The organism is Lentzea kristufekii, assembly GCF_033949925.1.
Classification (GTDB): Bacteria; Actinomycetota; Actinomycetes; order Mycobacteriales; family Pseudonocardiaceae; genus Lentzea; species Lentzea kristufekii.
Map to the genome: position 1 here is coordinate 546,985 of NZ_JAXAVV010000001.1, position 21,303 is coordinate 568,287.

Annotated in this window: 23 protein-coding genes; 7 read left to right on the plus strand and 16 right to left on the minus strand. The window is 69.0% G+C overall.

Annotated features, from left to right (window positions below):
- Nucleotides 1-17: 17 nt before the first annotated feature.
- The 4 genes from SK571_RS02720 to dxr form a co-directional block, all read right to left on the minus strand.
- The gene (locus tag SK571_RS02720; RefSeq protein ID WP_319982402.1) at nucleotides 18-869 is read right to left on the minus strand and encodes a GNAT family N-acetyltransferase; all 852 of its coding nucleotides are present in this window, start codon (nucleotides 867-869) and stop codon (nucleotides 18-20) included.
- A 125-nt stretch (nucleotides 870-994) separates the two neighbouring features.
- Nucleotides 995-2,125, minus strand: a complete 1,131-nt coding sequence (ispG, locus tag SK571_RS02725) for a flavodoxin-dependent (E)-4-hydroxy-3-methylbut-2-enyl-diphosphate synthase (protein WP_319982559.1) — start codon at nucleotides 2,123-2,125, stop codon at nucleotides 995-997.
- Between the two features lie 50 nt (nucleotides 2,126-2,175).
- Nucleotides 2,176-3,387, minus strand: coding sequence for a M50 family metallopeptidase (locus SK571_RS02730; protein ID WP_319982403.1), 1,212 nt, complete (start codon nucleotides 3,385-3,387; stop codon nucleotides 2,176-2,178).
- A gap of 7 nt (nucleotides 3,388-3,394) precedes the next feature.
- Nucleotides 3,395-4,525, minus strand: coding sequence for a 1-deoxy-D-xylulose-5-phosphate reductoisomerase (gene dxr / locus SK571_RS02735; protein ID WP_319982404.1), 1,131 nt, complete (start codon nucleotides 4,523-4,525; stop codon nucleotides 3,395-3,397).
- Nucleotides 4,526-4,660: 135 nt separating this feature from the next.
- Here dxr and SK571_RS02740 point away from each other — a divergent pair, with 135 nt between their 5' ends.
- Entirely contained in the window at nucleotides 4,661-4,927 is a 267-nt protein-coding gene (locus SK571_RS02740; RefSeq protein WP_319982405.1) for a GlsB/YeaQ/YmgE family stress response membrane protein, read from the plus strand.
- 444 nt (nucleotides 4,928-5,371) lie between these two features.
- Here the strand turns inward: SK571_RS02740 and SK571_RS02745 are convergent, their stop codons facing one another.
- The gene (locus SK571_RS02745; protein WP_030479625.1) at nucleotides 5,372-6,022 is read right to left on the minus strand and encodes a response regulator; all 651 of its coding nucleotides are present in this window, start codon (nucleotides 6,020-6,022) and stop codon (nucleotides 5,372-5,374) included.
- On the minus strand, nucleotides 6,019-7,623 hold the full coding sequence (locus tag SK571_RS02750) for a histidine kinase (RefSeq protein WP_319982406.1): 1,605 nt from the start codon (nucleotides 7,621-7,623) through the stop codon (nucleotides 6,019-6,021). Before SK571_RS02750 ends, SK571_RS02745 begins: the two co-directional genes overlap by 4 nt.
- 185 nt (nucleotides 7,624-7,808) lie before the next feature.
- On the opposite strand from SK571_RS02750, the gene SK571_RS02755 reads away from it, so the two are divergent.
- Complete coding sequence (locus SK571_RS02755) at nucleotides 7,809-8,267, plus strand: peptidase inhibitor family I36 protein (protein ID WP_319982407.1); 459 nt, start codon at nucleotides 7,809-7,811, stop codon at nucleotides 8,265-8,267.
- Nucleotides 8,268-8,336: 69 nt separating this feature from the next.
- On the opposite strand, the gene SK571_RS02760 is transcribed toward SK571_RS02755, so the two are convergent.
- The 3 genes from SK571_RS02760 to SK571_RS02770 form a co-directional block, all read right to left on the minus strand.
- On the minus strand, nucleotides 8,337-9,155 hold the full coding sequence (locus tag SK571_RS02760) for an ArsR/SmtB family transcription factor (protein ID WP_319982408.1): 819 nt from the start codon (nucleotides 9,153-9,155) through the stop codon (nucleotides 8,337-8,339).
- Nucleotides 9,156-9,236: 81 nt separating this feature from the next.
- Entirely contained in the window at nucleotides 9,237-10,043 is an 807-nt protein-coding gene (locus SK571_RS02765) for an ABC transporter permease (protein WP_319982409.1), read from the minus strand.
- A complete protein-coding gene (locus tag SK571_RS02770; protein WP_319982410.1) occupies nucleotides 10,040-10,879 on the minus strand; it encodes an ABC transporter permease in 840 nt (279 codons plus the stop codon). The genes SK571_RS02765 and SK571_RS02770 overlap by 4 nt, the downstream gene beginning before the upstream one ends.
- A 44-nt stretch (nucleotides 10,880-10,923) precedes the next feature.
- Here SK571_RS02770 and SK571_RS02775 point away from each other — a divergent pair, with 44 nt between their 5' ends.
- A complete protein-coding gene (locus SK571_RS02775; protein WP_319982411.1) occupies nucleotides 10,924-11,463 on the plus strand; it encodes a TetR/AcrR family transcriptional regulator in 540 nt (179 codons plus the stop codon).
- Complete coding sequence (locus SK571_RS02780) at nucleotides 11,438-12,550, plus strand: cytochrome P450 (protein ID WP_319982412.1); 1,113 nt, start codon at nucleotides 11,438-11,440, stop codon at nucleotides 12,548-12,550. Before SK571_RS02775 ends, SK571_RS02780 begins: the two co-directional genes overlap by 26 nt.
- Here SK571_RS02780 and SK571_RS02785 read toward each other — a convergent pair.
- Nucleotides 12,537-13,670, minus strand: a complete 1,134-nt coding sequence (locus SK571_RS02785) for a polyamine ABC transporter substrate-binding protein (protein WP_319982413.1) — start codon at nucleotides 13,668-13,670, stop codon at nucleotides 12,537-12,539. The two genes, SK571_RS02780 and SK571_RS02785, sit on opposite strands and share 14 nt — an antisense overlap.
- Nucleotides 13,663-14,802 carry an ABC transporter ATP-binding protein gene (locus tag SK571_RS02790; protein WP_319982414.1) on the minus strand — a complete coding sequence of 380 codons (1,140 nt, stop codon included), beginning with the start codon at nucleotides 14,800-14,802 and terminating at the stop codon, nucleotides 13,663-13,665. The genes SK571_RS02785 and SK571_RS02790 overlap by 8 nt, the downstream gene beginning before the upstream one ends.
- 155 nt (nucleotides 14,803-14,957) lie before the next feature.
- Here SK571_RS02790 and SK571_RS02795 point away from each other — a divergent pair, with 155 nt between their 5' ends.
- Nucleotides 14,958-15,215 carry a DUF2631 domain-containing protein gene (locus SK571_RS02795; protein ID WP_090066749.1) on the plus strand — a complete coding sequence of 86 codons (258 nt, stop codon included), beginning with the start codon at nucleotides 14,958-14,960 and terminating at the stop codon, nucleotides 15,213-15,215.
- Here the strand turns inward: SK571_RS02795 and SK571_RS02800 are convergent.
- A complete protein-coding gene (locus SK571_RS02800; protein ID WP_319982415.1) occupies nucleotides 15,212-16,111 on the minus strand; it encodes an NADP-dependent oxidoreductase in 900 nt (299 codons plus the stop codon). The genes SK571_RS02795 and SK571_RS02800 overlap by 4 nt on opposite strands.
- 103 nt (nucleotides 16,112-16,214) lie before the next feature.
- Here SK571_RS02800 and SK571_RS02805 point away from each other — a divergent pair, with 103 nt between their 5' ends.
- A complete protein-coding gene (locus SK571_RS02805; RefSeq protein WP_319982560.1) occupies nucleotides 16,215-16,577 on the plus strand; it encodes a winged helix-turn-helix transcriptional regulator in 363 nt (120 codons plus the stop codon).
- On the opposite strand, the gene SK571_RS02810 is transcribed toward SK571_RS02805, so the two are convergent.
- The 4 genes from SK571_RS02810 to rlmN form a co-directional block, all read right to left on the minus strand.
- Nucleotides 16,567-18,126, minus strand: coding sequence for a serine/threonine-protein kinase (locus tag SK571_RS02810; protein WP_319982416.1), 1,560 nt, complete (start codon nucleotides 18,124-18,126; stop codon nucleotides 16,567-16,569). The two genes, SK571_RS02805 and SK571_RS02810, sit on opposite strands and share 11 nt — an antisense overlap.
- Before the next feature lie 120 nt (nucleotides 18,127-18,246).
- A complete protein-coding gene (locus SK571_RS02815) occupies nucleotides 18,247-18,939 on the minus strand; it encodes a hypothetical protein (protein ID WP_319982417.1) in 693 nt (230 codons plus the stop codon).
- Nucleotides 18,936-19,571, minus strand: a complete 636-nt coding sequence (locus tag SK571_RS02820; protein ID WP_319982418.1) for a hypothetical protein — start codon at nucleotides 19,569-19,571, stop codon at nucleotides 18,936-18,938. Before SK571_RS02820 ends, SK571_RS02815 begins: the two co-directional genes overlap by 4 nt.
- A 44-nt stretch (nucleotides 19,572-19,615) precedes the next feature.
- Nucleotides 19,616-20,722, minus strand: coding sequence for a 23S rRNA (adenine(2503)-C(2))-methyltransferase RlmN (gene rlmN, locus SK571_RS02825; RefSeq protein WP_319982419.1), 1,107 nt, complete (start codon nucleotides 20,720-20,722; stop codon nucleotides 19,616-19,618).
- Between the two features lie 194 nt (nucleotides 20,723-20,916).
- Here rlmN and SK571_RS02830 point away from each other — a divergent pair, with 194 nt between their 5' ends.
- Nucleotides 20,917-21,303: a PadR family transcriptional regulator gene (locus SK571_RS02830; RefSeq protein ID WP_319982420.1), complete on the plus strand. Its 387-nt coding sequence runs from the start codon at nucleotides 20,917-20,919 to the stop codon at nucleotides 21,301-21,303.

The following is a 21,303-nucleotide window of genomic DNA, read 5'->3' on the forward strand; positions in this document are numbered from 1 at the left end:
CGCGCGAGTATGCCCGTTCAGAAGAGGACAGTGGCGTACTGCCCGACTTGTTCGAATCCGATTCGCCGGTAGGCGGCCTGCGCCACGTGGTTGTAGCCGTTGACGTAGAGGCTCGCGGTCCTGTTGAGAACCCTGGTCAGCCGGTCGGCCACCGCCGCCGTGCCCGCGGTGCCGATGCCCTCGCCCCGGCGGTCCGGGCGGACCCAGACGCCCTGGATCTGGCCGACCTTGCTGGACATGGCGCCGATCTCGGCCTTGAAGACGACCTCGCCGTGTTCGAACCTCGCGAAGGCCCTGCCCGCGGCGATCAGCTCGGACACCCGTGCCCGGTAGCCGGCGCCACCGTCCTCGGCACACGGGTCGATGCCCACCTCTTCGATGAACATCGAGATGGCGGCGGGCAGGTAGCGGTTCAGCTCGCTCGGGCGGACCTGCCGGACCTGCGGGTCCGGGGTGATCTTCGGAGCCGTCGAGATGGCCATCAGCGGCTGGTCCCCGCGGACCTCCCTCGCCGGGCCCCAGTCGGGCTGGAGCTCGTCCCAGAGGGTCAGGACCTGCTCGGCGGGGCCGACGAGGCTGGAGCACATGCGGCCCCGGCGCCGGGCGCGGTCGGCGAACATGCGCATGGCCGTCGCGCCGCCCTTGAGCGGGATCAGGTTCGGGCCGGAGAAGCAGAGCCCCTCCACCTTGCCCCTGATCGGCTTGGAGTCGGAGCCCCACATCTCGCCGCCCAGGCGCCACGGGTCCAGGCCCGCGACTTCCACCCGTGCCGCGACCATGCACGCCGCCACGGGGTCGTTGTCGAAGACCCCGCGCACGTCGATGAGGTCGCGCTCGTCGAGAACGCGCGCTCCGGCAAGCCTCAGCACGTCACCTAGCGTGCCAGATGGACCGTGTGTGTGGCATCAGCCAACAGTGCGCTCCGACTGTGACGGTACGCATCTGCAAGTACCGCCAACTCGGAGTTGGCGGTACTTGCAGATGCCGAAGAACGTCAGCCGACCGTGACGGCCGGGGACTCGCCCTCGACCGGTTCCATCTCCTCGGCGAGGCGCATGGCCTCTTCGATGAGGGTCTCCACGATCGCGTGCTCGGGCACGGTCTTGATGACCTTGCCCTTGACGAAGATCTGGCCCTTGCCGTTGCCGGAGGCGACGCCCAGGTCGGCCTCGCGGGCCTCGCCGGGGCCGTTCACGACGCAGCCCATGACCGCGACGCGCAGCGGCACCTCCATGCCCTCCAGACCGGCCGTGACCTGCTCGGCGAGCGTGTACACGTCGACCTGGGCGCGACCGCACGACGGGCAGGAGACGATCTCCAGCTTGCGCGGGCGCAGGTTGAGCGACTGGAGGATCTGGTGGCCGACCTTGATCTCCTCGACCGGCGGGGCGGACAACGACACCCGGATGGTGTCGCCGATGCCCTGGCGCAGGAGCGCGCCGAACGCCACGGCCGACTTGATGGTGCCCTGGAAGGCGGGGCCGGCCTCCGTGACGCCCAGGTGCAGCGGGTAGTCGCACTGCTCGGCCAGCAGTTCGTACGCGCGCACCATGACGACGGGGTCGTTGTGCTTGACGGAGATCTTGATGTCGTGGAAGTCGTGCTCCGCGAAGAGGGACGCCTCCCACATCGCCGACTCGGCCAGCGCCTCGGGCGTGGCCTTGCCGTACTTCTTGAGCAGGCGGGGGTCGAGCGAACCGGCGTTGACGCCGATCCGGATCGGGGTGCCGTGGTCCTTGGCGGCGGCCGCGATCTCCTTGACCTGGTCGTCGAACTTGCGGATGTTGCCCGGGTTGACCCGGACCGCGGCACAACCAGCCTCGATGGCGGCGAAGACGTACTTCGGCTGGAAGTGGATGTCGGCGATCACCGGGATCTGGGACTTCTTGGCGATCGCGGGCAGAGCGTCGGCGTCGTCCTGCGACGGGCAGGCGACGCGCACGATGTCACAGCCGGACGCCGTCAGCTCCGCGATCTGCTGCAGAGTCGCGTTGACGTCGGACGTCAACGTGGTCGTCATCGACTGGACGGAGACGGGGAACTCGCTGCCGACACCGACGTTGCCGACCATCAGCTGCCGGGTCTTGCGGCGTTCCGACAGCACCGGCGGCGGCAGTGCCGGCATTCCGAGCATCACGCCGTCACTCATGGGTTGTGCACCTTTCCGTAATTCACTTATTGCAACCTGATCGGGTTGACGATGTCGGCGGTCACGGTCAGCAGCGTGATGGCGCCGCCGATGAAGATGACCACGTAGGTGAGGGGCAGCAGGCGCATGTAGTCGACCGGTGCGCCGGCGGGCTTCCCGCGCAGCTTCCTCACCCAGTCTCGCACCCGTTGGTAGAGGTTGACGGCGATGTGACCACCGTCAAGCGGGAGCAGGGGCAGGAGGTTGAACACACCGACGAAGAAGTTCAGGCCCGCCAGCATGAGGATGAAGAACGCCCACAGGCCCCGTTCCGCGGCGTCGCCACCGAGGCGGGACGCACCGACGACGGAGATCGGGGTGTCGAGGTCGCGCTCGCCGCCGCCGATGGCCTTCACGACCGCCGGGATGCGCTCCGGAAAGCGCATGAGGCCCTTCCAGGTGTTCACGAACATGTCGCCGGTGAACGCGATCGAGGCCGGGACCGCCGCGAGCGGGCTGTACTCGAAGTTCTGCTGCCAGGTGACGCCGATGGCGCCGACCTCCTTGACCTCGCGGTTGCCCTTGCCGTCGACCACCTCGCGGGTGACCTTCGGCACGTTCACCGTGAGAGCGAGTTCCTTGCCGTCGCGCAGCACCTTGAACTCGGTCGGCCCGCTGAGGTCGCGGGTGACCTTGAGCATGTCGGACCACGTCGAGATCGGCTTGCCGGCGATGGCGGTGACCTCGTCGCCGGGCTGCAGGCCCGCGTCCTTGGCCGGAGCCGGGGCACCGGGCTGGCACGGCGCGGTGAGGCCGACGGTGTGGTCCTGCACGCACGGCGTGATCTCGGCGAGAACCGGCAGGTCCTTGTTGTTCGGCAGGCCCAGCGACATCGCGAGGATCAGCAGGATGACGAAGCCGAGGATGAAGTGCGTGATCGAGCCGGCGGACAGCACCACGACGCGCTTCCACACCTTCTGGTTGTAGAAGGCGCGCTTGCGGTCGTCCGGGTGCACCTCCTCCAGCGCGGTCATGCCCGTGATCTCGCAGAAGCCGCCGGCCGGGATCGCCTTCAGGCCGTACTCGGTCTCGCCCTTGCGGAACGAGAAGAGCTTCGGGCCGAAGCCGATGAAGTAGCGGGTGACCTTCATGCCGTAGTACTTCGCGGTCAGCAGGTGCCCGAACTCGTGCAGCGCGATGGACACCGCGATGCCGAACGCGAACAGCAGCACCCCGAGGATGTTGATGAATGTGTTCACGGAAAGTTCAGTTCCTTCCAACCAGCTCGCGGGCACGTGCGCGTGCCCAGTCCTCGGCGGCCAGGACCTCCGCGACGTCTGCGGGGTCCTTCTGCCAGTCGTTCGCCTCGCCGAGAACCTGGCCGATGGTGTCCACGATCGACAGGAACGACGTGTGGCCGGCGACGAAGGAGGCGAGTGCCTCCTCGTTCGCGGCGTTGTAGATCGCAGGTAGGCAACCGCCGGCGGTGCCTGCCTGCCGCGCGAGCTCGACCGCCGGGAAGGTGACGCTGTCCAGGGGTTCGAACGTCCACGAGGTGGCGGTGTCAAAGGTACAGGCGGACGCCGCACCCGCGACGCGCTCGGGCCAGGACAGCCCCAACGAGATCGGCAGCCGCATGTCCGGAGGCGACGCCTGCGCGAGCGTCGAGCCGTCCGTGAAGGTGACCATGGAGTGGATGATGGACTGAGGGTGCACCACGACGTCGACGCGGTCGTAGGGGACCCCGAAGAGCAGGTGCGCCTCGATCAGCTCCAGGCCCTTGTTGACCAGGTTCGCCGAGTTGATCGTGACGACCTGGCCCATCGACCACGTCGGGTGCGCCATCGCCTGCGCCACGGTGACGGCCTCGAGCTCCTTCCGGGTCTTGCCCCGGAACGGCCCGCCGGACGCCGTGAGCACCAGCTTGTGCACCTCGTTCGCGGTGCCACCGCGGAGGCACTGCGCGAGTGCCGAGTGCTCGGAGTCGACCGGCACGATCTGGTCGGGCTTCGCCGCCTTCAGCACGAGCGGCCCGCCCGCGATGAGCGACTCCTTGTTCGCGAGGGCGAGCGTCGCCCCCGTCTCGAGCGCCTTGAGCGACGGCTCCAGCCCCCTGGACCCGTCCATGCCGTTGAGGACGACGTCCGCAGGAGCCGCCTCGATCAGGTCGACCATGCTGGTCAGCGTCCGGACGCCCGGCACCTCGGCGCCGTTGGCGACGGCGACCGTCTTCACGTCGAACTCCGCTGCCTGTGCTGCCAGCAGGTCGAGCTGACGTCCACCCGCGCCGAGACCGACGACCTGGAAGCGGTCGCGGTTGCGCCGGATGACGTCGAGCGCCTGGGTGCCGACGGAGCCGGTCGAGCCCAGGATCAGGACAGTGCGTGGAGTACTCATCGCCCCTCATTGTTCCGGAGAGTGCCTGAGAGCACGGCACAGCCCGTTACTTTGATAACGGAGTGGTCTTGAAGGTGTGAAGTCGCCAGATCGAGGGCATTCCTTCCGCGTCAAGTCGTTGGAAGGAGACTCTCCGTGGGCATCCTCGGATGGATCGTGCTCGGTCTGCTGGCTGGGGCCATCGCCAAGGCAATCATGCCTGGTAACGACCCCGGCGGTTTCATCATCACGATGCTGCTCGGCATCGTGGGTGCGATTCTCGGTGGATTCATCGGGTCCGCGCTGTTCGCGACCGACCTGGGCTCGTTCTTCGATCTTCGGACCTGGCTGCTGGCCATCGTCGGATCGCTGATCCTGCTGGGCATCTACCGCCTGGTAACGGGTAAGCGCAGTCACGCTTAGCCGCAACAGACGTTTGAGGCCGTTCGGGTGACGCCCATTGGGTTCGCCGCACGGCATGCAGGGGCCCCGCGCTTCCTCACAGGAGGCGCGGGGTTTGTGCTTTTTGGTCGCTGCTTCGCAGGCTCCGGGCGAGTTCGCCGGGAAGCTGGTCGTCCGGCCGCCGCTTCGCCCCGATTGGGCTTCGCCGAATCGCGACGAAGGGGCGACCGGACGACCAGCGCGAACTCGCAAAACCAGAGTGGACTCGCAGACTCCGGGCCGACTCGCAGACCCCGGGCCGACTCGCAGAACCCGGGCCGACTCGCGGACTCTGGGCGGACTCGCGGACTCCGGGCGGACTCGCGGACCAGGGCCGACTCGCAGACTCCGCGCGGGCTCGCAGACTCCGGGCGGACTCGCGGACGAGGGCCGACTCGCAGACTCCGGGCCGACTCGCGCACCAGGTCAGGTTGCGATGCCTGCGTCTCGGGCCAGCAGGGCTGCCTGCACTCGGTTCGTCAGGCCCAGCTTGGCCAGCAAGCGCGACACGTAGGTCTTCACCGTCGCCTCGGACATGTGCAGTTTGGCGCCTACGTCGGCGTTCGACATGCCCTGCCCCAGCAGCGCCAGGACCTCCACCTCGCGGTCGGTCAGGCCCTCGACGGCCTTCTGCGCCTCCTGGCGCTTCGGCTGGCCCGACGTCGCCACCATGCCGACCACGCGGGACGTGACCATCGGCGACAGGTACGCCTCGCCGTTGTTCACCGCCCGCACGGCCCTCAGCAGCTCCTCCGGCGCGGAGTCCTTCAGCAGGAAGCCGGCCGCGCCGTCGGACAGCGCGCGCACGATGTTGTCGTCCTCGCCGAACGTCGTCAGCATGACGACCCGGACCGACGGCGCCACCACCCGCAGTTCCTTCGCGCACGCCAGGCCGTCCATGCGCGGCATGCGGATGTCGAGCACGGCCACGTCCACCCGGCGCTCGCGCACGATCTGCAGGGCCTCGCGGCCGTCGCCTGCCTCCGCCACGAGCTCGATGTCGTCGGCGGTGCCGAGAATGGCCTTGATGCCGGCGCGCATCAGCGGCTCGTCGTCGGCGATGAGCACCCGGATCATTGACCTGTCCTCTGCACGTGGATCTTCTTCTCGACCAGCTTGCCGTCCCGGAAGCAGAAACGCACCACCCGGGTGCCTTTCGCGAGGTACGACTGCTCGTCGGTGATGTGGTAGACGCAGCGTGCGCCCGGCGGTTCGGGGTCGGCCTGGGACTTGCGTTCACCGTCGGCGACCAGGGGTTCGTCACCGGCCGGGAGCAACGCGAGCACGTCGGCCTCCGCCTGCCCCTCCTGGATCCTGTCGAGGCTCTCCTGCGACACGACGTCGGTCACGGGCTGCGCGCCGAGGTAGGTGAAGCCGCCGATGATGATCGTCAGCACGAGCGAGGCTCCCGCTATCGAGCCGACGCCCGCCCACTTGCGGATGCCGCGCGGGGATTCGGTCTCGTCCTGCTCGTCCTCCGGCTCGTCCGGGAGCGGCGTCTCCTCGTACGGCAGCACGGCGGCGATGCGGAAGCCTCCGGAGGGCAACGCGCCGACGTGCAGGATGCCGCCGGCCACGCGCACGCGTTCGGTGAGCCCGATCAGGCCCACGCCCGGCGCCTGGACCGGCGAACCGTTGCGCGACGGGTTGTTGCGCACCTCGACGACCAGCGCGTCCGGCTCGTACTTCACCGTCACCTGCACAGCGGCGCCCGGTGCGTGCTTAGCGGCGTTGGTCAGGCCTTCCTGAGCGACCCGATAGGCCGCGTGAGAGACACGCGACGGCAACGGGTGTGCTTGCCCGCCGCGCACCAGACTGACCAGAACACCGGCCTTGCGCGCGTCGCTCACCAACGAGTCGATGGACTCCGCGGTCCGTGTCGCGGGGTCGTCGTCGGGACCGTCCTCCGCGCGCAGCACGCCGATGATCGCCCGCAGCTCCCCCATGCCGGTCAACGCCGCCGAGCGCAGCACCCCGATGGCCTCGCGCTGCTTGTCCCCCAGCGACGGGTCCAGCGCCAGCGCGCCGGCGTGCACCGAGATCAGCGACAGGCGGTGGCCGAGGCTGTCGTGCATGTCCTGGGCGATGCGGCTGCGTTCGCGGAGGCGGACCTGCCGCGACAGCATCTTGTGCTCGCCGCGCATGCGCGCCTCGCGGTCCTGCATGGCCTGCACCAGCGCCTCGCGTTGCGCCAGGTAGCGGCCGACGAGGAACGGCAGCGCCACGCCCACGCCGAAGATCGTGACCAGGATCAGCATGCCGTAGACGGGTTCGATGTCGAGGGGCCGCTGGTCCCAGTCCCACAGCAGCACCACGACGACGAACGTCATCGCGGTCGACACGACGGCCTTGACCCACGACTCGATCCGGCGGCCCGCCGTGTAGCTCAGCACGACCATCATGGCGGGACCGAAGAACGGGATCGCCGCGCCCGCGATCATGACCGTCGCCGGCAGCAGGTGCCGCAGGGGCAGCATCACCACGTAGACGGCGAAGTAGGCGGCGAGCGTCCAGCCCGACGCCTTCGTCTCCGCCCACGGCCCCGGCCACAGGTCCAGCAGCAGCACGCCGACCATGACGAGCAGGTCGCCGACGAGCCGCACCGGGGTCAGCGCCCGAAGCCGGGCCAGGGTGTCGGCGCGGAACGCCTCGGCCCTGGTCCGCACAGCAGTAATCACGTTTTCAACCTACGAGACGTCCCATGTCCGCGCGGCACGCTGGAGTATCGAATCCCCGCGACGAAAGTTGACGCCGAGGCTGACCCAGGTCGCTTGGAACCCCTTCGACGAGGTTCGAAGGACCCGTTCCGCTCATGATCGTCTCGGCATACTCCGCCTCCTGCACATCAATCTCAGGGGGAAACATGAGAAAAGCGTTGTGTGTGCTGTTCGCCGCCGCTTTGGCGCTGATGTCGTTGCTGGGGACGGCGACAGCGGCGACGCCGGTCGAGATCAACCTGGGCGGTCCTGCCGAGGTGGGCGCGCCGGCGCAGCCGGACGTGTCGGCCCAGGCCCTGTCGTGCGGCAGCGGCAACATGTGCGCGTGGCCGGTCAGCGACGGCAGCAGCAGCCGTTGCAGCTGGGGCAGCGCCGACCCCGACTGGCAGGGCGGGGACGTCAGGTGCTCGTGGTCGGGCAGCCGTGCGGTGCGGGCGGTCGAGAACGCCGGTGCCAGCACGTCCTACACCAGGGTGTGCCTGTACCCCGGCGCGAACTACTCCGGGAGCATCGCCTACTACATCCCGCGAGGCGTGGAAGCACCGAACTTCCCGAACGTGCTGATCCGCTCCCACAAGTGGGTCACCGGAAACACCTGCTGGTGACCAGCTGACGACTGAGGGCCGCCCGGCAGTGTCCGCAGTGGACACCGTCGCGGTGGCCCTCAGCCGCGTTCACCGCCCCGCGGCGAGCACCCGCAGTCCGAGCGGGGTGATCAGGTGCCGGGCGAAGTTGTCCTCGCGCTCGGTGGCGATGAGGCCCGCCTCGCGCAGGACGCCGGTGTGGTGGCTCACGGTCGCGGGGGCGACGCCCACCAGTTTCGCCAGCCTGGTGGTGGTGTTCCCGCCGACCACCGACCGCAGGATCGACGCCCTCGTGGCACCCAGCAGTGCGGTCACCTGGTCACCGCCCGCGCGCCCGCCGGCCAGGAGGCGCGACTCGGTCCGGATCGGACACACCAGCACCGGGCCCGCCGGAGCGACCAGGTGGCGCGGGGCGAAGTAACAGGGGATCACCGTGAGACCCCGCCCGCCGAGGTGCAGGTCCCGGTCGTCCGGATGGTCGACGGACAGCACGGGCGGATGCCACCGGGTCGCGGCCCCGAGCGTGCTCAGCAGTCCTTCCGGGCCGCCGTGCAGGTACTGGTGGATCCTCGCTGCCGCATCGGTGCACAGGCCGTCCTCGATGACCGGCAGGTGGGGCTCGATCACGCACCGGTGGTAGACGCGCAAAGCCTGGCGCAGCGCGGCGGTGGCGAGGTCGTCCGGCCAGCGCGGCGCCGCAGTCATCACGATGTGCAGCGCCATCCGCAGATCCGGGTCGTGTGCGGCGAGCTGGCGCACGTGGCGGCGCCATGGACCGAAGGACAGGTCCCCCTCCCCCTGTCGCAGGACCTGGGCGCTGCTGACGGTCTCCCACATCAGATCGGTTTCGAGTTTCAACCCCGTGTTCGCGATGTCCCGATCAGTGAAGTGGATGCGCAGCTGCGGCACGTCTTCCTCCCCCAAGGAATGCGTTGGCCTTCACCGGAGAAGTCGACCGCACACGGGCGGAGATACAACCCCGGCTTGAAGTTAGGCCAGCCGCGTGACGGATCCCGCCCTGCGCGCCCGCCACGACGCGACCACCACGCCGATGATCAACAACAGCGCGGTCGCCGCCACCATCAGCGTCGACAACGCCACGATCTCCGGCGAGATACCGCGCTTCGACGCCTGCGCGTAGACGAACACCGGCAGCGTCGTCGACCCGACGCCGGTCAGGTACGACGAGATCACCACGTCGTCGAACGACAGCAGGAACGCGAACGCCGCGCCGGCCACCACAGCGGGCGCCACCAACGGCAGCGTCACGGTCCGGAACGCGACGAAGGGCGACGCCCCGAGATCGGCCGCGGCCTCCTCCATCCGTGCGTCCATTCCGGACACCCGCGACCGCACCACCACGACCACGAAGCTCAGCGAGAACGCCACGTGCGCGAACAGCAGGGCCCCGAACCCCAGGGGCACACCGGCGAGCTTTACGAAGAACCCCAGCATCGCGACACCCATGACGACCTCGGGCACCACGAGAGGCAGCGACAGCAACACGGTCCACAGCCCCCGACCGGGAAACGCGCGCCGCAGCCCGAACGCCGCCAACGTCCCGATCACCGTGGAGATCGCCGCCGATGCCAACGCCAGCTGCAACGTCAGCTGAAGCGAAGCGAACACGCGCGTGTCATCGGCCAGTTCCGCGTACCACTGCAGCGAGAACCCGCTGATCCGCGACAACGACCGAGACGAGTTGAACGACGCGATGGCGAGCCACGCGATCGGTGCGTACAAGAACAGGAAGACCAGCGCCACCACAGCGCCGAGCGCCCACGGACGACGGTTCACAGCACGTCCTCCCCACGCCGCCCGCGCACCACGAGCACGAACACCACCAGCACGAGCAGCAACACCGCCATCGCCGAACCCAGCGGCCAGTTGTTGCCGCCGCGGAACTGGTCGTCGATCACCGACCCGAACGTCGACTGCTCCACCCCGCCGAGCAGTTTCGGCGTCACGAAGTCACCGGCCGCGGGCACCAGCACCAGCAACGACCCGGCCAGCACACCGCTCATGACACCCGGCAGCACCACGCGGAAGAACGTCGACACCCGCCCGTGCCCGAGGTCGTACGACGCCTCCATCAACCGCACGTCGAACCGCTCGCACGCCACGTACAACGGCAACACCATGAACGGCAGAAAACCGTACGTCAGACCGAGCACGACCGCGCCGTGGGTCAGCAGGAACCCGCCGTCCCGGTCCAGCCCGACCCACCCGAGCACGGTGTTCACGAGCCCTTCGCCGTCCAGCAGCGCCTTCCACGCGTAGATCCGCGCGAGGTAGCTCGACCAGAACGGGATCAGCACCGCCGCGAGCAGCGCCGTCCGGTAGCGCCCGCCGTACCGCGCGATGAACCACGCCAGCGGGAACCCGAGCAGCAGGCACGCGGCGGTGGTCGCGCCGGCGTACAGCAGGGTCCGGCCGAAGATCGGCAGGAACGCCGGGTCCAGCGCCGTCCGGTAGGCCTGGACCGTCCACGGCAGCACCGCGCGGGCGACACCCGTGTGCCGCGTCGCGAAGCTGAACTCGACGACCACGACCAGGGGCGCGATCAGGAAGAACCCCAGCCAGAGGCCGGTCGGGGCGAGGAGGGCGTTGGCCTTCAGCCAGCGTCGGAGCACGGAAGCACATCTTGCCAGCTGAACATAGGTGTACCGTTGTGAACATGAGTGTTCACCTGCTGCAGACGGCGACGTCCGTGCTGCTCAAGGACCCGACCGCGTCCCTGGGCGACGTCGCGCGGGCGGCCGGTGTCGGCAGGACCACACTCCACAAGCGCTTTCCGACCCGTGCGGCGCTGGTCCGCGCGGTCGCGAACGACGCGCTGGACCTGATCGACTCGGTGTCCTGCCAGGTGGACTTCGGCAGCGACGACGCGATCGAGGACCTCATCACGCGCCTGGTCGCGCTCGGCCCGCGGGTGGAGTTCCTGCTCCGCTTCCCCGGCCTGGAGCGCGACGAGGAACTGCGGACGCGGATCGAGGCGATGGACCAGCCCGTGCTCGACCTGATCACCCGGCTGCAGGGCACCAAGCTGCGCCGTGACCTGCCCGCGTGGTGGATCCTGCACACCCTCTACGCCGGGCTCTTCAACGCCTGGGAAGCGATCAACTACGGCCGTCTCGCGCCGTTGGACGCTCCCCGGTTCGTGCTCACCACGGTGTTCGAGGGGGTAGCGAATGTTGGAACAGCTGACCGGACATGAAGACCCGCATCCGATCTACGAACGGCTACGCGCGCAAGGGCCGTTGACGCACGACGGCGGCATGTGGCTGACGACGAGCCACCCGCTGGCCGGCAAGATCCTGCGCGACCGGCGGTTCGGCGTCAGGTTCGCCGATGGCAGCTATCCGACCAACGCGAGCCTCCTGCCGGAGTCGTTCCTGGAGCTCGACCCGCCGGACCACACGCGGCTGCGCCGGATCGCCACGCCCGCGTTCAGCCCGAAGAAGATCGACGAGTACCGGGCGCGCGTGGAGAAGGTCGCCGACTCGCTGCTGGACCGCGACGAGTTCGACCTGATCGCGGACTTCGCGGCGCCGCTGCCGATCTCGGTGATCAGCGACCTGCTGGGCATCCCCGACTCCGACACCGCGGAGTTCGCCGACTACGGCGCGCTCGTCGCGGCGTCGTTCGACTCCGGGGTGACCCAGGAGATGGCCAACGCCAACGACAAGGTGCTCGCGCTGTTCGACCGGCTCATCGCACAACGCCGCCGGACGCCCGGCGACGACGTGATCAGCTCGCTGGTCGCCGCCGAGGCCGAGCAGAAGCTGACGGCACAGGAGATGCTCGGCACGCTGGTGTTGCTGCTGGTCGCGGGCTTCGAGACCACGGTGAACCTGATCGGCAACGGCACCCGCGCCCTGCTCGGCCACCCCTCGCAGTGGAAGCTCTTCAAGGCCAATCCGGACCTCGCGCCGTCCGTGGTCGAGGAGACGCTGCGGTGGGCGCCACCGGTGCAGCTGACCAGCCGGATCGCGCACGAGCAGGTCGACCGGATCGGCAAGGACGAGATGGTGACGCTGCTGATCGGCGCCGCGAACCGCGATCCGGAGGTCTACCCGGAGGCGCACAAGTTCGACGTGATGCGCGTGCACAGGCCGGAGCACCTGGCGTTCTCCAGCGGCATCCACTACTGCCTGGGCGCGACGCTCGCGCGCATGGAGGGCGACGTGGCGTTCCGCGCGCTGGCCCGCCGGATGCCCGAGCTGAAGCAGGCCGGCCCGGTGACGTTCCGCGACTCGGTGGTGATCCGCGGGATGAGGTCGTTCCCGGTCAGCCGGTCTTGACCTTCGTCCAGGCGTCCGCGTAGAGCGCTTCGGCGTCGCCGCCGAGGTCCTTGGTGAACGGGAGCTTCGCCAGCTGGTCGTCGGGCGGGTAGACCACCGGGTCGTTCAGCAGCTCCTCGTCGATCAACGGCTTCGCGGCGGCGTTGGGGCTGCCGTACCGGACGGCGTTGGACAGCGCCGCGCCCACCTCCGCGCCCAGGACGTGGTCGATGAACCGGTGCGCGTTGGCGGCGTGCGGCGCGTCCTTCGGGATGACGAGCAGGTCCACGTAGGACAGTCCGCCCTCCACGGGGATGGCGTACCCGATGTCGTCGTTGGTGGCGCGCGCCTGGAACGCGTCGCCGGAGTACGACTGCGCGAGCCGCACCTGGCCCGAGGTCAGCGGCTCGATCACGTCGGAGGTGATCTGGCCGAGCTTCTTCTTCAACGACAGCAGGAAGTTCGCCGCGTCGTCGATCTGCCCCGCGTCGGTGGTGTTCGGGTCGTGGCCGAGCTTCAGCAGCCCGATGGCCAGGCCGTCGCGGGCCTCGTCGAGGATCGAGCTGCGGCCCAGGGCGTCCGGCAGGTCGTAGGCGTCGAACCCGGTGACCTCGCCGCCGATCTGCGACTTCGAGTACGCCAGCCCCGTGGTGCCCCAGGCCCACGGCACGGAGTACCGGTTGCCGGGGTCGTACTCGGCCTCCACGAACCGCTGTTCCAGGTTGCGCAGGTTCGGGATGGCGTCGTGGTCCAGCGGCTGGAGCAGGCCGGACCGCAGGAACCGGCGCAGGAAGTTGTCCGACGGCACCACCAGGTCGTAGCCGGCCTGACCGGACGCGATCTTGGCTTCCATCTCGTCGTTGGTCGAGAAGTTGTCGTACGTGACCTCGATGCCGCTCACGGACGTGAAGCCCGGCAACGTCTCCGGAGCGATGTAGTCGGTCCAGTTGTAGAAGTTGAGCTTCGGCTCGTCGGCCAGGTTCGCGGCCTTGCCCGCGCTCGTGCCGCCGGAGTCAGTGGGCGCCGGGCCGACCGCGCAGGCGGCGAGAGCGAAGAAAGCCATCGAGCCCAGCATCGTGCGCCGGGTCACCCGCGGGCTGTCGACGTCCCACAGCCGGGCGATCCGGACCTGCTCAGCCATCGCCCGGCTCCAGCAGCACGGTGAGCTCGGGGTCCCAGGCCATCCGCACGGACTGGCCGGGCGCGCCGGCGTCGTCGATGCGCTGGGCGTTCTGCACGAACGCCGTGAGCACGCCCGCGGGCGTGCCGACCACGAACTGCGTGGACACGCCCGTGTAGACGACGTCCTGAACGACGCCCTGGAGCACGCACCAGCCGGCGGGCGGCTCGGCGGACTCGTTGAACAGGTGCACCTTCTCCGGGCGCACGGTCGCGGCGACCTCGCGGCCGTGGCTGACGCTGCCGGAGAACTTGGCGCGCAGGTTCGTGGCGCCGGGAGCCGTCAGCGACACCAGGCCACCGTCCACACCGGACACCTCGGCGTCGAGGATGTTGGACGTGCCGATGAACCCGGCGACGAACCGGGTCGCGGGCCGTTCGTAGACGTCCTCAGGGTAGCCGACCTGCTCGATCCTGCCCGCGTTCATCACGGCGATGCGGTGCGAGAGGACCAGCGCCTCTTCCTGGTCGTGCGTGACGTAGAGGAACGTCGTGCCGACCTCGCGCTGGATGCGCATCAGCTCGATCTGCAGTTCCTTGCGGAGCTTGGCGTCGAGCGCGCCGAGCGGTTCGTCGAGCAGCAGCAACTGCGGGCCGGCGGCGAGCGCACGGGCGATGGCGACGCGCTGCTGCTGGCCGCCGGAGAGTTGCGTGGGCCTGCGCTTGGCGAACTGCGACAGCCTCACCAGTTCGAGGTGCTCGCCGACGCGCTTCTTCAGCTCGTCGCCGCGGATCTTCTTGCGCTTGAGGCCGTACGCGACGTTGTCCCACACCGACATGTGCGGGAACAACGCGTACGACTGGAAGACGGTGTTGACGTCCCTCCGGTGGGGAGGGACGCCCACCATGTCGTTGCCGTCGAGCTCGATGCGGCCCTCGTCGGGGTCGACGAACCCGGCGATCATGCGCAGGACCGTGGTCTTGCCGCAGCCGGACGGGCCGAGCACCGAGAAGAACTCGCCCTCGTGGACGTCGAGCGAGATGCCGTCGACCGCCACCTGGTCGGAGAAGCGCTTGCGCACACCGTGGAGACCGATCTCGACGGGGGCGAACGTGTCCGGGGTGGAGCCCTCGGCGGGAGAGAAGCCGGTCAAGTCGCGGCGCCTTCGCAAGATCGAACGGGTAGGCCTCGAAGAGCCTAAACCCGTGCGACCTCGCTCGTCAGTCGTGCGCGCGCGACCTCACACCTCCGTGCTCACCGTCATGTGCGACGATGGCCTCGTAATCCGGATGAGCAGTGGAGGAAACCGTGGCTACGTCCTCGGAACTGGACAAGCGTCCTGCCGTCGACCCTCACGAGGAGCCGTCGCACGAGTGGGGCTGGCACGGCACGTTCCCCAAGGGCACCCGCATCGCGGGCTGGCTCTCGGCGATCTTCTGCTTCCTGATGCTGATCGGCAACCACCACGGCAAGACCGAGGACATCTTCCTCGTCGCCACCGGGGTCTCGATCATCGCCTTCCTGCTGTGGGACGCCGCGCGCAGCAAGAAGCCCTGGCGCCGCTAGAAGGTCTCCAGCACGATCTTGCCCTGGGTGCGGCCCGTCCCGCCCAGGGCATGTGCTTTTCCGGCCTCTTCCAGGGGGAACGTCGCGTCGACGTGCACCCTGAGTTCGCCCGACTCGACCAGCGCCGCGATCGCCTCCAGGCCCGCGCGGTCGGGTTCGACCAGGATCGGGCTGGTCCTGATGTCGTCGCGCAGCGGCCTGTCCACTCCGGACGGCACGCCGACGAACAACCCGCCGGGCCGCACCGCCGCCGGTGACGCGCCACCCACCAGGTCGACGAACAGGTCGACGTCGGTGCCTTCGTAGTCGCCCTTGGTGTAGTCGATCACCTCATCGGCGCCGAGGTCCTTCAGGAACGCGTGCTTGGGCTCGCGCGCGGTGCCGATGACGTACGCGCCGTGGGCCTTCGCGATCTGGACCGCGAGGTGGCCGACGCCGCCCGCCGCGGCCGTGATCAGCACCTTCTGGCCTTTCCGCAGGTCCGCGGTGTCGATCAGGATCTGGTGGGCGGTGAGCGCGGCGAGCGGCAGCGCGGCCGCCTCCACGTGGGTGAGGCTCTTCGGCTTCTTCGCGAAGTGACGGGACGGGGCCGTGACGTGCTCGGCGTACGCGCCCGCGGCGCGCGGGAACCACGGCATGCCGTAGACCTCGTCACCGGGCTTGAGGGTCGTGACGCCGAAGCCGACCTCCTCGACCACACCGGAGACGTCCCAGCCGTTGATGAACGGGAACGTCTGCATCCCCGCCATGCCGCTGCCCGCGCTGGTCTTCCAGTCGACCGGGTTGACGCCGGCCGCGTACACCCTGACCAGCACCTCCGTCGGAAGTGGTGCCGGCTTGGGGACATCGGTGAGGGTGAGGGGGCCGCCGAACTCGTTCTGGATGATCGCTCGCATGCCGTCAAGCATGGGAGAGCAGGTCTCCGCTGGCAACCAGGCACTATCTTGTGCACTAGGTACCTGGTAGAAACTAGCCGTGATCAGGGACGTTTACCTCAAGATGTGTCCGTGCCGCGACCTGCTGGACATGGTCGCGTCGAAGTGGACGGCGCTGGTGATCGGCGACCTGGAGGACGGGCCCAAGCGGTTCGGTGAGCTCAAACGCCGGCTGGAGGGCGTCAGCCAGAAGATGCTCACACAGACGTTGCGCACGTTGGAGCGCGACGGGCTCATCACGCGCACGGTCTACCCCTCGGTGCCGTTGCGCGTCGAGTACGAACTGACCGAACTCGGGCGCAGCGTCACCGAGCCGCTGGCCGCGCTGCGGTTGTGGGCGCAGAAGAACTACGAGACCGTGGCCGAGGCCCGTGAGACGTTCGACAGCGCCGCACCCGTCGGCCTGGAGCCCGCCGTCACCCGGTGACGACCCAGCCGTACGACCACTCCGGCTGGTAGCCCTCGCACTTGGGGTCGAGCGAGTCGAAGTGGGTGCCCTGGTAGATGCAGCGGTAGAGCTGCATGGCGGGGACGTCGGCCGGCCTGTCGTTGAAGACGTAGCCGAGGTTCCCGAGCTTGTCCTGCCCCTCGCAGTCCGGCCACGGCGACGTCATGTGGTCCCCCGAGTTCTTCACGCGGCAGGAGACCAGCAGTTTCGTGCCCGGTTCCTGGTTCACCAGGAGCTTTCCGAGCCCTCCGGTGTTCTCGGCGGTGAAGCCGGCGGGAGGCCCGAAGGCCGACGTGCCGGTGAAGTGGAAGGGCGTGCCCTGCTTGATGTGCCGGACGAGCGCGACCGTCTGCCGCGGCGGCTTCGGCTGCGTCGTCGGCTGCGGGGGCTGAGCCTGCGCCTGGCTCGACTTCGGCGTGCTCGACGGCGCCGAACTGGACGCCTGGCTGCTGCTCGGCGCGGCGGAACTGCTGCTCGGCTCCTCGCTGGACGGCGGGACCGTGGTCGTCACCGCGCCGATGTTCTGCTGCGCGACGGCAACCCCTTGGCGGGCCTGGGGTTTGAGGACGAACACCGCGGCGAGCGCGATCACCACGAGCACGGCCGCGGCCCCGGCGAACAGCCCGATCTTCTTGCGGGACCGGGGTTCGTCGTCCCAGTCCGCGTGCGTCGGGGTGTTCGGAGTGACGTAACCGGTGACGGGTTCGATCACGACGGTCTGCTCGGACGGCGACAGCGGCTTGACCACCGTGGTGGCGCCGCTGAGCCGCTCCCGCAGCTGCGCCGCCGTGAGCCGGCGCGCGTCGTCCTGGCTGAGCAGCGCCATGATCGTGTCGGTGAGCGGCCCCCTGGTGCGCTGGAGGACCGGCTCCTCGTACATGATCGCGTGCATCGTGGCCGCGGTCGTGTCGCGCTGGAACGGCGAACGGCCCTCGACGGCGTGGAACATGGTGGCGCCCAACGCCCACAGGTCGCTCGCCGGTGACGGCTGCTTACCCGCGAACAGCTCCGGCGCCATGTACCCAGGCGAGCCCATGATGCCGCCGGTCGCGGTCAGTCCCGGGTCGTCCATCGCGCGGGCGATGCCGAAGTCGGCGAGCTTCACGCGTCCGTCGGGCAACACCATGATGTTGCTGGGCTTGACGTCCCGATGCACGATGCCCGCCGTGTGCGCCGCCTCCAGCGCGTTGAGCGTCTGCAGGCCGATGTTCGCGACCTCGTCCTCGGTGAGGCTTCTGCGCGTCATGACCTCGGAGAGCGTGGGCGCCTCGACGAGTTCCATGACCAGGTACGTCACACCGTGCTCGACGATGACGTCGTAGATGCCGACGACGTTCGGACTGTTCAGGCGGCCTGCCGTGCGGGCTTCCCGCAGCACCCGCTCGGTCTCGGTGGTCCGCAGCTCCTTGAGCGCGACCTGCCGTCCGATGACCCTGTCCTCGGCGAGCCAGACGACCCCCATGCCGCCCCGGCCAAGCTCTTTGAGCATCGCGTATCTGCCCGCGACAAGCCTCGCGTTCTCCCCCACGAGGCCGCATGGTAGCCGCTCTGATCGCATCGGCCCTCGCTTATGTGTCTGAGCGGGGGCCATTCTCACCTTTCGGGCGCTGTTCGGCGTGGCGACCGGCGTGCTGACCGAGGTGAAGCCCTAGACGCACACCCAGCGGTCAGTGTTCGCGCTGACCCGGTGCTCGTCGCAGTAGACGACGTGCAGCCAGTCCCAGTCACGCTCGACCTTGATCTCCGCACAGCAGTGGTCACCGGGGTTCTCGTGCATGTGCCGGGGCCCGTCCTCGACCAGCCGGCGCCACTCGTCCCCGTTGAGCGCGAACGCTTTCCAGCTCCCGGTGAGGAACAACGTGTCCGCCGCGAAGTGATGGCGCACCACTTCGCGGTATGCGCGGCGCAGCGGCTGGTGGTCCGGCGTCAGCAGGTCGTCGAGCGGAGGGAACCCTCTGCTGTGGACGGTGTGCGGTCTGCCGGGCCCGAGCCGAGCCCGCACCTCTTTCCACCGTGACGGCGGAAAACCAAGGCTGTGGTGCATCAAGACGAGATCCAGCAACGGCTCCTCGCCGTCCCCGACCCCTCTGCAGTCCCACTCGGTCTCGCGCAACGGCAAGTACACCAACGTCCTGGGCGACCGCATGGCGAACTCCCAGGCCACCGCCAGTTCAAGAGCCGCCGCTTTGTCCACGATCACCTGCACACCGCGATAAGCGTCGTACGTGTCGTACATCGGCGCGTGTTTCAACGGTTTGGCCGGCCGCACCACCCGGTACTCGTCCCGCCCCAGCCGGACCGTGCTGATGAGCGTCCGCCACCGTGCCCCTCCGAGCTTCATCGGCGCGTGCTCACCTGGTGCTCGTCGCAGTACACGACGTGCAGCCAGTTCCAGTGCCGGTCCTTGGCGGTGACCTCAGCGCAGCAATGCGTACCGGGAGCCTCGTGCATGTGCCTGGGGCAGTCTTCGACGAGCTGCCGGAACGCCTGCCCGCCGGCCTGGAACGTCGACCTGCTGCCAACGACGAACACGGTGCTGCCCACGACCTCGCCGCGCAGCATCTCCCGGTCCCAGCGGGGCGCGGGCCGTTCCTCCGGCACCCCCCGGCAGACAACGGTGTGCGGCCGGCCACCCCGGAGCTTGGCGCGCACGTCCGTCCACTTCGACAGCCGGAACGCGAGACTGTGGTGCAGCAGCACCAGGTCCAGCGCAGGCCCGTCGGCGCTACGGCACTCGCAGTCGCTCTGCCGCAGCGGCAGGTACACCAACGTGCGCGGCGACCGCATCGCGAACGCCCAGGCCATGGTGATGTCTAGCGCCGACGACTTGGTCACGCACGCCTCAACGCCCATGTACCCCTCGTACAACGGCGCATGACGCAACGGCCGGGACGGCTGCACCACTCGGTACTCGTCCCGCCCCAGCCGCACCGTGCTGACGATCGTGCGCCAGCGTTCCCCCTCGAGTTTCATCGTGGGGGACGGTAAAGCCTGGTCAACGGTTCGAGCTACCGAATTCAGCCCTCGGCGGCGAGCTGACCGCAGGCGGCGGCGATCTCCTGGCCGCGCGTGTCGCGCACGGTGCACTCGACACCCTGCTCGCGAACCCGCCGCACGAACTCCCGCTCCACCGGCTTCGGCGAGGCGTCCCACTTGCTGCCCGGCGTCGGGTTCAGCGGGATCAGGTTCACGTGCACGAGCTGCCCGAGGTGCTTGCGCAGCTTCTTGCCGAGCAGGTCGGCGCGCCAGCCCTGGTCGTTGATGTCGCGGATCAGCGCGTACTCGATGCTGACGCGGCGGCCGGTCTTGTCCGCGTAACCGCGCGCCGCCTCCAGCACCTCGGCGACGTTCCACTTCGTGTTGACCGGCACCAGCGTGTCGCGCAGCTCGTCGTCCGGCGTGTGCAGCGACACCGCGAGGCGGACCTGGAGGTCCTCCTCGGTCAGCTTCTTGATCGCGGGCACGAGACCGACCGTCGACACCGTCACGTGGCGCTGCGAGATGCCCAGGCCGTCCGGCGCCGGGTCGCAGATGCGGTGGACGGCCTCGAGGATGCGCTTGTAGTTCGCGAGCGGCTCGCCCATGCCCATGAAGACGATGTTCGACAGCCGGCCGGGACCGCCGGGCAGGTCGCCGTCACGCATGGCGGCGGCACCGAGGCGCACCTGGTCCACGATCTCCGCGGTCGACAGGTTGCGCTGCAGGCCACCCTGGCCGGTCGCGCAGAACGGGCACGCCATGCCGCAGCCGGCCTGCGACGAGATGCACAGCGTCGCGCGGTCCGGGTAGCGCATGAGGACGGACTCGATGAGCGTGCCGTCGTGCGCGCGCAGCAGCGTCTTCGACGTGGTGCCTTCGTCGGCAGTGACCTTGCGCACGACCGTGAACAACGGCGGCATCAGGTCGGCCACCAGCTTGTCGCGCGTGGTCGCCGGGATGTCCGTCATCTCGGCCGGGTCGACGGTCAGGCGGCTGAAGTAGTGGTTCGACAGCTGCTTGGCCCGGAACGGCTTCTCACCAAGCGCCGCAACGGCTTCCGCACGTTGGGCGGGCGAGAGGTCGACCAGGTGGCGCGGCGGCAGGCCGCGCTTGGGCGCGTCGAAGACAAGGGGAAGCGAGGTCATAGCACATCTAGTGTCCCACGAACTTCACCAACACAAGACCGTTGCATCGCGATAGGTTCCGATATATCGTTAACGACATGATGATGAAACCACACCACAGAGATCACCACCACAGGCACCGCCACGGACCCTTCGGGGGCGGCGGCAGGGGCGGCCGCCAGAGGCGCGGCAACGTCCGGGCGGCGGTTCTGTCCTTGCTGGCAGAACGGCCGATGCACGGCTACGAGATCATCCAGGAGATCGCCAGGCGCACCGGCGGCGCGTGGAGCCCGAGCCCCGGCTCGGTCTACCCGACGCTGCAGATGCTCGCCGACGAAGGCCTCGTCTCCGCACTGGAAGAAGGAGGCAAGAAGCTGTTCACCCTCACCGAACACGGCAGGACGGAGCACACGGCCCCGCCCTGGCGCGACATCGAGATCCAGCTCGACCCGGTAGACGGCGAACTGCGCACGTCGGTCCGGCTGCTGGGCGCCGCGATGGAGCAGATCTCCCACGCGGGCACGCCCGAGCAGAAGACCCGCGCGGCCGAGCTCTACAACGAACTGCGGCGCAAGCTGTACGCCATCCTCGCCGAGGAGTGA